The following is an 11,840-nucleotide window of genomic DNA, read 5'->3' on the forward strand; positions in this document are numbered from 1 at the left end:
ATTAATATCCTCTGGAATTATTCCCTTCCATATAATTGATGAAGGCCTTATTCACAACTCTATTACCACCTGCTGTCGGATAGTTTCCGGTAAAATACCAATCACCGGTGTTTGTTGGACAGCTGTCGTGTAAATCTTCTATCGTTTGATAAATTACCTGAATTGGAATTTGAACGCCTTCGGGTGTAATCAGCTCTGCAATTTTTGCGGAAATTTCTTCAGGAGAAAAAGCGGCATAAATCTCTTTTACTAAATTATCAGTATGCAATTTATTTTCTTCGTGATACCGTTTACAATGCTGATATACCTGCTCAATTATATGTTCTGTACCTCTATCTTTATGCAAAGCCAACGCTGCACGGAAGGCAATAAAATCCCCCATTCGACTCATGTCAATACCATAACAATCCGGATATCTAATTTGGGGCGCAGAGGAAACAACAATTATTTTCTTAGGCTGCAAGCGAGCCAACATACGCACAATACTTTCTTTTAGCGTAGTACCACGTACAATAGAATCGTCGATCACCACCAATGTGTCTTCATCTCTTTTTACCGTGCCATAAGTAATGTCGTAAACGTGTTGTACCATTTCATTTCTACCGGCATCGGCACTAATGAAAGTTCTCATTTTTACATCCTTAATGGCGATTTTTTCCTGGCGAATTTTTCTATTCACCATTTCTTCCAATTTTTCAGGCGTAAAATCGTTACCCCAACTCAGTATGCGCTGTACTTTTATCTTGTTCAGATAGTCTTCCATCCCTTTCACCAGACCGTAAAAAGCCACTTCCGCTGTATTGGGAATATAGGAAAAAATAGTGTTTTTTAAGTCCGCGTCTATCTCATTCAAAACGCGTTCGCTTAAATGATAACCCAAAGCAATACGTTCCCTATAAATTTTTTCGTCACCACCCCGGCTAAAATAAATGCGTTCAAAACTACAAGCACGTCTTTGCTTAGGCTCCAATATTTGTTCAATAGTAATATGACCATTTTCATCCGTAATCAAAGCACAGCCGGGCATCAATTCCTTTACCTCATTTTCGCCAACATTAAAAGCAGTGCGAATAGAGGCGCGTTCGCTTGCCGCCACAATTACTTCGTCATCTTCATAATAATATGCAGGGCGAATACCATGCTCATCACGTAAAACAAAACTTTTGCCATCACCCAGCAGTCCGCCAATTGTATACCCGCCATCGAATAATGAAGCAGCTCTTTTCAAAACGCGGGCGACATTCACCTCACCTTTATGGTTATCTGCGTCTTCTGTAATATAGCGATGCACCACTTCCATCATCGCAGCGAGATCGCTTTGCTTTGAAAAGGTACCGGGCACAAAATTAATTGCGTCAAATAAATCTTTCGTATTTACAAGATTAAAATTGCCGGCGAGTGCCATATTTTTGACACGCTCAATATTACGCTTGATAAACGGGTGACAAAATTCTACATCATTTTTACCCTGGGTCCCGTACCTTAAATGACCCAAAAGTAATTCTCCCAACATGGGCACATGACCCTTCATTAACTCCGGATTCGATTGTATTTCGGGTAAATATTTCTCCAAGTCGTTGACCTGTTGCCCAATTTGAGCAAAAATATCTGCAATAGGATGCTGAGCATTACTACGAATACGGTGAAGGAACTCGTATCCATTTTCTACATTCAATTTCACGGATGCAACACCCGCACCATCTTGACCACGGTTATGCTGCTTTTCCATCAATAAATATAATTTATTGAGTCCGTACAATACTGTTCCGTATTTTTCCAGATAGAAAGAAAGAGGTTTCCGAAGGCGAATGTAAGCTAGGCCACATTCATGTTTTATTTCATCGCTCATTGTGTAGTAGAAACCGCAAAGTTACGGCAAGATTTATTTGTAAAAAAGAAAAAGACGCTCCAATTGGAGCGTCTTGCAAACTTATTGTTTTAATTTTTCGGCTAGCCAAAGGAATTCTGCTGCAAAATTATCTACGTTACTTTTAAAAACTTCCGTCAGCAAAGTTCCATCTTCTGTGAATTTTTTATCTACCTGACCAATTACCAGCATTTGAGCGGAAGGAACACCAAATAAGGCCAGCGCGTAATGCTGCAACTGTAATGCTGCGCGAATGCCTCCCAAGGCTCCATCCGAAGCCGTTACCAATCCAAAAGCCTTATGCAGCTGCTTGGGAAAATGATTAAACCAATTAGATAAAGTAGGGGCGAAACTACCATTGTATTCAGGGCTCACCAATATAAAAGCGTCCGCGTCAAACATCCGCTTGGCCACGGAGTAGAATGCTACAGGCGCTTTTTCAGGAGAAGAAAATACCCCATCCATAAATGGTAAAGAATACTCACGTAAATCTATAAGCCCAATATGATGTTGTGGTGCTTTTTCTTTTAATTGGCCTTCTAAATGTAATGCGGCGCGAAGAGTGATACTTTCTTCCCTTGAACTACCCGAAACAATCTCTATATTCATCTTTTATTATTATTGTTGTGTAAATTGGACATCAAACTGCAATTTTACATCATCTCCAACCACTACCTGACCAGCTTCCGTAACCATGCCCCAGGTAAGGCCAAATTCTTTACGATTTACTTTCGTATCGCCTTCAAAGCCTATTTTTACCTGACCATACCCGTCAGTTGTCTCACCATTAAAAGTGGCATTGATGGTAACAGCTTTCGTAATATTTTTTATCGTCAAATCCCCGGTAATCTTATAAGACTCTTCATCTGATTTTTGTACGCCTGTTGAAACGAATTTTATTTCCGGATGATTCTCTGCATCAAAAAAGTCTGCACTTTTCAGATGGTTATCTCTTTGTTCATTATTTGTATCAACACTATTTGTTTGTGCTACAAATGTAACTTTTGCGCCGGAGAAATCATCACCTGGTTTTTCTAATGTCGCTTCAAAGTTTGTGAACTGTCCCGTAACATTGGAGATGAGCAGGTGCCGAATTTTAAAAGACACGCTTGAATGTAATGGATCGATTTTGTACGTTTTCATTGTTTTCTAATTTTTGTTTTTAAATGTATATACTTCTATTTTAAGCTAATCTATTCTGTATTTATCTAGAAGCGAATTAAGTTCCGCTTGCTCTTGCTTATTTAACTTACAAATATCCTTTAATGTTTGCTGTAATTCAGGCGTTACTGTCTCCAGCATTTTTAAACCAGCAATGGATATTTCAGATACCGTTTCCCGTTTATCCGTAACAGATACACTACGTCTAACTAACTTTTTGGCAACGAGCTTATCCATTGTTCTGGGTACGTTGGCGCTTCGCTCAATCAACCTTTCAGCAATCTGCTTCACACACATTTTTGCAGGTTGGGCACCTTTTAGAATGCGCAACATATTATACTGTTCATTTGTTAGCGCATACTGCTTCAAAACCGCATTTATAGATGTTTTTACTATATAAGCGGTATGCATGATGTTAATGGCTACTCCTTGTTCATTGTCTGTAGGCTTATCTGTCTTTATAACTTCTGCAATTTTCATGTCTTTAAAAGTAATAATTATGCAAATGTATGTACATACATGTAATTTTGAGCTTTTATTTAAATAAATTTATTTTCTTTAACAAATGACGCTTCGTTTCCTACTACCGGATATATAGAAGAATTCTATGCTCATTGTTGCTAAATTTTAAAAATAATATATCTTTATCGTTTCATGCTTAGATGTAATTCCCATGAAAAAGCATGGCAAGACACCAATAACCATAATAATCGATTCACAAAACAAAACGAATGAAATTAAGTTTAGGATTTAGCCCTTGTCCAAATGATACATTTATATTTGAAGCATTGGTCAACAAAAAGATTGATACGGAAGGCTTCGAGTTTGATGTGCACCTCGAAGACGTTCAAACACTTAACCGGTGGGCCATTGAGGGCAAACTTGACCTTTCTAAAATAAGCTATGGCGTATTACCTTTGCTCATCAAAGATTACATCTTACTTTCCAGTGGTGGTGCTTTGGGTAATGGCGTCGGCCCCTTATTGATTAGTCATAAAGAAGTTTCTGAAGAACAAATCAACAACAGTTTAATCGCCATTCCGGGAGAGAATACAACAGCACACATGCTTTTCTCTCTGGCATATCCGAATGCAAAAAATAAAGTTTTTAAGGTTTTCAATGAAATTGAGCCTTTTGTACTAAGCGGAGAGGGTTTGGGTGTCATCATTCATGAAAATAGGTTTACGTATGCTGAAAAAGGCCTGAAAAAAGTAGTTGACCTTGGCGACTATTGGGAAAAAACCACCGGCTCTCCTATTCCACTTGGCGGCATTATAGCCAGAAGAAATCTCCCTACGGCGGTCTTAAAAAAAGTAGATAGCCTGATTCGTAAAAGTATTGAATACGCTTATGAACAAAAATATAAAGATGCATTACCTGAATACATAAAAAGCCATTCACAAGAAATGAGCGAAGACGTAATGCTACAACACATTAATTTATATGTCAACAACTTTAGTTTTAAACTAGGTAAAACCGGTCGGGACGCCGTACGGGAACTATTAAAAGTTTATCAGGCCATGCACCCGGAAACCACTCTTGATGAGCATGAAGTTTTTGCACGCAAGGTTTATTAATTTCAATTATGAAAATTAAGGAGATTATACAAACGCTGGAGTCTATTGCACCCTTAAATTATCAGGAAAGTTATGATAATTCCGGTCTATTAGTGGGGTCATCTGAGTGGGAGTGTACTGGAGTTCTGTGTACGCTGGACACATTGGAAACGGTTGTAGAAGAGGCCCTGGCAAAAAACTGCAATTTAATTGTTGCGCACCACCCTATTATTTTCTCAGCCATTAAAAAATTGAATGGAGAAAATTATGTGGAACGAACAGTAATTGCAGCCATCAAAAATAATATTGCGATTTATGCCATTCACACCAATCTGGACAATGTATACATGGGTGTCAACAAAAAAATTGCCGACTTGTTGGGGCTTACAAATCAAAAAATATTAGCACCGAAAACTAATTCACTTAGCAAACTAATCACCTTTGTTCCGCCTAATGAACTCGAAAAAGTTCGCAACGCATTGTTTACAGCAGGCGCCGGCAATATCGGCAATTATACGCAATGTAGTTATAGCAGCCCCGGAACAGGCACATTCAAAGCCAAAGAGGGCGCGCATCCGGTTGTGGGAAATATCGGTGAAAGGGTGGACGCGGAAGAACTAAAAATCGAATTTATTTTCCCCAATCACTTACAACCCTCACTCACCACCGCCTTGCAGCGAGCGCATCCTTATGAGGAAGTAGCCTACGATATCATCCCTCTTAGCAATATTTATCAAGATATTGGCAGTGGCATTATTGGCGACTTAGCTGCCGAAGCAGACGAATCCGCTTTTTTGGCAACCTTAAAAAGTATTTTTAAAACGCCTTGCATCAAGCATACTGCGTTGCTGGGTCAAAAACTAAAAAGAATAGCGGTTTGTGGCGGCGCGGGCAGCTTTTTAACCAAGTCGGCTATTGCCGCCAAAGCCCAGATTTTCATTACTTCCGACATTAAATATCATGAATTTTTTGATGCTGATAATCAATTGGTTCTTGCCGATATCGGGCATTGGGAAAGCGAACAATATACAATAGATTTAATATTTGATATTTTGGTTACAAAATTTACTACCTTTGCCATCTTAAAATCGGCATTGGGAACCAATCCGGTTCAGTATTACTTGTAAAAGAACAACAAAACGTATGGCAGTAGTTAAAGATTTCTCTGTAGAGGAAAAATTAGTTGAGCTAATAAAACTTCAAAAGCTTGATAGCAAGCTTGATCAAATTCAAACCCTAAAAGGTGAACTTCCGATAGAAGTAAGCGATTTGGAAGATGAATTAGCTGGTTTAAATAGCCGCAAAAACCGTATTGAAGAAGAAATTAATGGCATTTCGGACTTTATTAATGAAAAGAAAGAAATCATTAAGGAATCAGAGGCTCTTGCATTGAAATATGAAAAACAAAGCGAAAACGTTAAAAACAACCGCGAGTTTGAAGCAATCAATAAAGAAATTGAAATGCAGCAACTTGAAGGTAAACTAGCTGAAAAACACATTCGCGACGCAAATGTGGAACTGGCAGATAAAGTTAAAGTTTTTGAAGAAGTAAAACACAGAATAGAAGGCAAAGAAGCTATTCTTGCCAACAAAAAACAGGAATTGGGTAAAATTATTGCAGAAACGGAAAAAGAAGAAACTGCATTCCAAAGCAAAATCGAGAAAGCACGCAAAGAAATTGAAGAACGCTTATTGTTTTCTTACGATCGTATTCGCAAAAACTACAGAAACGGTTTGGCTGTGGTACACGTTGAAAGAGATGCCTGCGGCGGTTGTTACAATGCTATTCCTCCACAAAAACAAAGTGAAATAAAACAACGCAAAAAAATCATGGTTTGCGAAAACTGTGGTCGTATCCTGGTGGACGAAGAATTGTCTGAGTCTGTCGAAATAAAATAATTTACTATTGATATTAAAAAGAGCTACACTGCATAAAAATAGTGTAGCTCTTTCTCTTTTATACAAGAAACTAGAGCGGTTTACCGCTTAAACGCACCCAGTAAAGTTAATATTTGCACTATGGCTAAACTGCAATTTCATCTTCAGGCAAACGACAGTCAAACGAAAGCTCGTGCCGGGAAAATAACCACCGATCACGGAGAAATACTTACGCCAATTTTTATGCCGGTAGGAACAGTAGGGAGCGTAAAAGCGGTAAACCAACAACAATTAAAGAATATAGTTGGGGCGCAAATTATTCTGGGAAATACTTATCATTTATATCTAAGACCCGGCACGAATATATTGGAACAAGCAGGAGGACTGCATCGCTTCAATGGATGGGAAAGACCCATTCTTACAGACAGTGGCGGATATCAAGTGTTTTCACTATCAGGAACCCGGAAGATTAAGGAAGAAGGCGTTATTTTTCAATCGCATATTGACGGCAGCCGCCACCTGTTTTCTCCGGAAAGCGTCATGGATACACAGCGCAGCATTGGCGCCGATATCATTATGGCATTTGACGAATGTCCACCAGCCGGATGCGAATATATATATGCCCAAAAAAGCATGCAACTTACACATCGCTGGCTCGATAGGTGTATAAAAAGATTAGCGGAGACCGAAGACAAATATGGTTATACGCAGAATCTTTTTCCGATTGTTCAAGGAAGTACTTTTAAGGATTTACGCAAAGAATCGGCGCAATTTATTGCCTCAAAAAATGCGGCAGGTAATGCAATTGGCGGCCTAAGCGTAGGAGAACCGGAAGATAAAATGTACGCATTCACCGAGCTGTGTTGCGACAATTTGCCCGGCGATAAACCCCGTTACCTAATGGGAGTAGGTACGCCATGGAATATTCTGGAAGGAATCTCTTTAGGTGTAGATATGTTTGATTGCGTAATGCCAACACGTAATGGACGCAATGGTATGCTGTTTACAACCCAGGGCGTAGTTAATATAAGAAATAAAAAATGGGCAACGGATTTTTCACCAATTGACCACGGATTTGAATGTGAGACCAGTAATTACTACTCCAAAGCCTATCTCAGACATTTATTTATTAGTGGTGAGCTTTTAGCAGGCCAATTAGCCAGTTTGCAAAATCTTTCTTTTTATTTATGGTTGGTGACAGAAGCAAGAAAGCACATTCTTGCCGGGGATTTTAAGAGTTGGAAAGAAGAAATGGTAGTGAAATGTAAGCAGCGACTTTAAATACAGCCATTTTTTTTGCAGAAAAGCGATTATTTCAGGCAATCGGTCGGTAAGGAAAAAGGTTCTTGCCTGTTAAAACACCTTTTCTACCGAAAAATCATTTCCTCCAGTAAACTTGTTACATTTTTAGAACTCTATCAGCAGTATATTCGTTTTAGAAAACGATATATGTCTCATAAATTATAAATATCAAAAACAGAAACAATGAAAAAGATTTTTTTAATGGGTTTTGCTTTTTTGCTTTTTGTGACCGTGACAAAAGCACAAGACGCCAACACAACGACACCAACCACGCAAAAAGAAGGCATGCACAGAGGTGGTATGCGCGGAGGAATGAATCCTCAATTGATGAAACAGTTGAATTTAACGCCTGATCAACAAACGAAACTGAAGGCCTTGAATGAATCTATGAAAACTAAACGGGATGCCATTAAAAACGACGCCAGCCTTTCTGATGATCAGAAGAAAGACGCTTTTAGGGCATTGATGAAAGAAAACATGAAAGATCGTGATGCCATTTACACCCCCGAACAAAAAGCGTTGATTGAAAAGAGTCGTAAGGATAGAATGGCACAATGGAAGGCTAAGAAAGCTTCCGATAGCAATCAGTAAAGTGATTATTTAATTTTTTGCTTCTATATTTAAAGGTTTAGCGTTGCAGTTCCTGAAATCAATTTTTGAGGAATGCAACGCTTTTTTTACTTTTACTTTTGAAATCAATTTTATTTAAGATGAAAAGAGCCCTAACCATATTGGTAACCTTGTTGTTTCTTTGCATTAGTACTATATCAATGGGGCAAAGAAGGCATAAGAAAAGGGGGGGAGGCGACTTCACTCCAACGGAAGCGCAAAAAATGAACTTCATAGAAGGCTATAAACGTGTACTTGGAGATTCATTAAACATCCCAACAGCCAAAAGAGATACGGTTGCTGCAATAGAGCTCACCTACCTTCTTAAGAAAATGAAAATCAATAATGATAAGTCCATTTCCAAAGATGATAAAGACGTTCAGACCGGTATGCTGGATGGTGATATGTACATGCATTTGGGCGCTGTCTTAAATGCCGAAGAACTACAACGACTACAAGCCTTTGAAATAAGACAAAAAAAGGAACAGGACGAAAGGATAAAAGCACAAAAAGATGCACAGGCCGCACAATCTAATAACACGATGGGTAATAGAAATGGTTATTACCGCGGCGGGTATAATGGTTATGGTTATTAACAAAAACAATAATCAACTTCGCAACGGCACTTCTTTAACAGCTAACCTATCAACATACATTCTAAGAGAAAAACGCGGACTCTTCGCTTTTGCGACCCAGCCTGGCAAGCAGTTTCAAAACATTCTAACAAGAAATCTCATTAATTGCATTGGTATTTGTCTTACCTACGATGGATAGTAGCGTATGGCATAGACTTGATAGCTTTACAATAGAACAAATATTTGCTGGAGATGTAAAAACCACAAAAAAAGGAAAAACAAAGGCCACTCAGTTATTGAGCAGCCTTTGTTTTTATATAGAAAATGTACTTGCTTAGTGTTGCGCCCACCATAATGGAGTAAGTACTGCATCATTGCCACCTAGTGAATCTACCGCTTGTTTATATCCTGCTGCATCGCTATTTTTAAATGAAGATGGATATGGTTCTCTTTGCGGAAGAAATTTAATACTTGCGGTCATATAATTTGAAGCGGTTAAATCAGGCAATGTCGGAATATTCTTTTCCACAACGACGTTTTCAAAGAAGGGCAAACCGAGCCTTCTATGATCACTCCAAGCTTCTAATGGCAGCCATGGCGTTTGAGCTATAAATTTTTGGGTAATGATTTTTGTAAGAAGGTCATTGCGCAGACTTCCATTTTTATATAAATTATTTACCGGATATTTTATGGTAGCTATACCCGGTATACCGGTCACGCCATCTACATAGTTCATTATATGTGTACTACCTGGTTCAGTGGTATTGTCCCAGCTTACAGAAGTTCCCGCTCTGTTATAATCACTGGAAGTCAAATAAGCACTTAAGTATTGAGAAACACCCCAATATTGAAAGCTACTTGCAATACCATCGTTATAGGCAGTTCTACCGTCCATCGGCGTCGACCATCCTCTTACAGCAGCTTCAGCAAGAAGGAAATAAGTTTCCCAAGGTGCAAAGAATACACGCTTTGCCGTTTGTGTCCTGAATTTGTTCACCAAACTTGGCACATAACCGTTTGCGGCCACATATATATTGTTCAAGTCATTTGTATTTGCGGGGCCTCCTTTGGTACCCAAATCTCCATCTGGCACAGGGTTCCAGGTATATGCCGCATCAATTAATTTAAGTGTATCTCCGTTCACATCTCTTAAGGCCCCCACAGTCGTTTGATTAACGGCACCCGCAGCTGGATATGTCGGGCTGTTAAAATTGCCGGGGATATAAAACATTTGGTAGGCACGTGGATCAACGGTATAAGGCAATCCATTAAACCAATAACCGGCCGAGGGGTCGTTGGTCATCGTAGAAAACTGGTTAGGGAAACGCTGACCAATATAATCCGCAGGCTTCACATTCGCCTGAGCCGCAGCCAAATCCTGTGTTATTACATTAGGTAATAAATCGGAGGATTTAACCCCACCTAAATTAAGCATCAAATTGTTTAGACTAACGCCTATTGGCAATACATACCAACTGCGCGTATATACGCCGGACAAATCATCCCATCCCGGTTTTTCCTGAATCTGGAAAATACCCGAATTGTCCGTCATCAATTTGCCCTTGTCTGCATCTTCAAATTCTGCTTGTGCCTTGGCGGGATCAACTTCTGATAGGCGCATGGCTAATCGCAAGCGCAAAGAGTTGCCATACCTTTCCCACTTATCAAAATCATATCCAAAAGCAGGGTCCTCATTTGTTACAGCTGAATTCCCTTGAACACTTACATTTGCATCCATTTTAGCGGTCGCATCTTTTAGCTCATCCAGCATGTAATAATATACAGTTTTCACGCTTGAAAACTGCGGATTTACTCCTTGAAAAGCGTTAACGGGAATAGGGCCAAAACAGTCGCTTAGTTCACTCATCAGATAAGCCCGCCATATTCTTGCCACTTGAAGCAAATTATTGGTATATAATTTAGCTGTTCCATTTGCCAATTGTTGATTGGCCACCGTTACAGCGCTATTGATGTACTGTAAAGATTCCGACATTTCCTGATAATATTCGCCAATCCATTCGTCGGAATAAGCACCTGAGGAGAATGTTTCACCATCTGCATCCGAAATCTGATGACCCGCTGCCTGCCAATACAAAATAAAAGCTCTTTCCGATGTGGCAGGGTTCTGCTGGTTGTGTATGATAGAATTATCGATAAAATATTCTACCTGTACTTGACTGACGCTTGCAGCATCAGGCTTTACATTAAGCGCATCGAATTTGCTGCACCCCGCAACAACCAGACCAGTTGTAATCAGCAGGCACGATTTTATGAATGTCTTTTTCATAATTAATAATATTTAGATTTTAGAATCCTAAGTTTAAGTTGATATAGAAGGTCCTCGTTGTAGGTGCCGATCCATTTTCAAATCCGGTAGCATTGGTGCTTGTAGCATAAACGCTTTCCGGATCCATGCCATGCATATGGCTGGATATCAGCCATACATTATTCATAGATACAGACAACATAGCTTTTTGAAAAGGTGTTTTGGCCAGCATTTTATGGGAGAAACTATAGCCTAATTGAATATTTCTGATACGAATATTGGACGCGTCATATATATTGGCTTCATCAATACCCAGATTACCTCCGGTAGCGCCTATTTGTTTCCAATAGTCTTGCGGAGATACTTTCTGCGTATTTGGCGTATAGGTGCCTGAACCATTATCTGTAACTCCCTTTACCGTCATCGAATCTCTGCCCCCATTAACAACCGTAGCTGCCGATACACCGTTTAGCTCCAAAGCATCCATGGTACCGGAAAATATTTTACCGCCGAAACGCGCATCCAGTAATATGGACAAATGAAAATTCTTATAGGAAAAGCTATTGGTAAAGCCTAAAAGTGAACTCGCCTGTTGGCTGCCCAAATCTTTAGTTGCCTGATTGGGT

General features: G+C 39.4%; 11 protein-coding genes and 1 pseudogene. 6 read left to right on the plus strand and 6 right to left on the minus strand.

Features of this window, described 5'->3' with window-relative positions; all coding sequences use genetic code 11:
• Position 1: 1 nt before the first annotated feature.
• From ACQR30_RS05880 to ACQR30_RS05895, 4 genes are all read right to left on the minus strand, one after another.
• Complete coding sequence (locus ACQR30_RS05880; RefSeq protein ID WP_429732633.1) at positions 2–1,849, minus strand: amidophosphoribosyltransferase; 1,848 nt, start codon at positions 1,847–1,849, stop codon at positions 2–4.
• Between the two features lie 81 nt (positions 1,850–1,930).
• Positions 1,931–2,476, minus strand: a complete 546-nt coding sequence (locus ACQR30_RS05885) for an NADPH-dependent FMN reductase (RefSeq protein ID WP_429732635.1) — start codon at positions 2,474–2,476, stop codon at positions 1,931–1,933.
• A gap of 9 nt (positions 2,477–2,485) precedes the next feature.
• Positions 2,486–3,010 (minus strand): YceI family protein, encoded by a 525-nt coding sequence (locus ACQR30_RS05890; protein WP_429732638.1) that lies wholly within the window; start codon positions 3,008–3,010, stop codon positions 2,486–2,488.
• A 45-nt stretch (positions 3,011–3,055) separates the two neighbouring features.
• A complete protein-coding gene (locus ACQR30_RS05895; RefSeq protein WP_429732641.1) occupies positions 3,056–3,508 on the minus strand; it encodes a MarR family winged helix-turn-helix transcriptional regulator in 453 nt (150 codons plus the stop codon).
• 251 nt (positions 3,509–3,759) lie between these two features.
• On the opposite strand from ACQR30_RS05895, the gene ACQR30_RS05900 reads away from it, so the two are divergent.
• The 6 genes from ACQR30_RS05900 to ACQR30_RS05925 all read left to right on the plus strand — a co-directional run bounded on the left by ACQR30_RS05900 (position 3,760) and on the right by ACQR30_RS05925 (position 8,969).
• Entirely contained in the window at positions 3,760–4,605 is an 846-nt protein-coding gene (locus tag ACQR30_RS05900; protein ID WP_429732644.1) for a 1,4-dihydroxy-6-naphthoate synthase, read from the plus strand.
• A gap of 8 nt (positions 4,606–4,613) precedes the next feature.
• A complete protein-coding gene (locus ACQR30_RS05905) occupies positions 4,614–5,711 on the plus strand; it encodes a Nif3-like dinuclear metal center hexameric protein (protein WP_429732647.1) in 1,098 nt (365 codons plus the stop codon).
• 16 nt (positions 5,712–5,727) lie between these two features.
• Complete coding sequence (locus ACQR30_RS05910) at positions 5,728–6,483, plus strand: zinc ribbon domain-containing protein (protein WP_429732650.1); 756 nt, start codon at positions 5,728–5,730, stop codon at positions 6,481–6,483.
• 120 nt (positions 6,484–6,603) lie between these two features.
• A complete protein-coding gene (tgt, locus tag ACQR30_RS05915; RefSeq protein ID WP_429732652.1) occupies positions 6,604–7,743 on the plus strand; it encodes a tRNA guanosine(34) transglycosylase Tgt in 1,140 nt (379 codons plus the stop codon).
• A gap of 204 nt (positions 7,744–7,947) precedes the next feature.
• Positions 7,948–8,355, plus strand: coding sequence for a hypothetical protein (locus tag ACQR30_RS05920; RefSeq protein ID WP_429732655.1), 408 nt, complete (start codon positions 7,948–7,950; stop codon positions 8,353–8,355).
• 119 nt (positions 8,356–8,474) lie between these two features.
• Positions 8,475–8,969 carry a hypothetical protein gene (locus ACQR30_RS05925; protein ID WP_429732658.1) on the plus strand — a complete coding sequence of 165 codons (495 nt, stop codon included), beginning with the start codon at positions 8,475–8,477 and terminating at the stop codon, positions 8,967–8,969.
• A 313-nt stretch (positions 8,970–9,282) separates the two neighbouring features.
• On the opposite strand, the gene ACQR30_RS05930 is transcribed toward ACQR30_RS05925, so the two are convergent.
• Together ACQR30_RS05930 and ACQR30_RS05935 are read right to left on the minus strand one after the other, a co-directional pair.
• Positions 9,283–11,235 carry a SusD/RagB family nutrient-binding outer membrane lipoprotein gene (locus ACQR30_RS05930; protein WP_429732660.1) on the minus strand — a complete coding sequence of 651 codons (1,953 nt, stop codon included), beginning with the start codon at positions 11,233–11,235 and terminating at the stop codon, positions 9,283–9,285.
• 19 nt (positions 11,236–11,254) lie between these two features.
• Positions 11,255–11,840 (minus strand): annotated as a pseudogene (locus ACQR30_RS05935) (SusC/RagA family TonB-linked outer membrane protein); the annotation flags it as partial.

Source organism: Arachidicoccus sp. (assembly GCF_050436765.1).
Classification (GTDB): Bacteria; Bacteroidota; Bacteroidia; order Chitinophagales; family Chitinophagaceae; genus Arachidicoccus.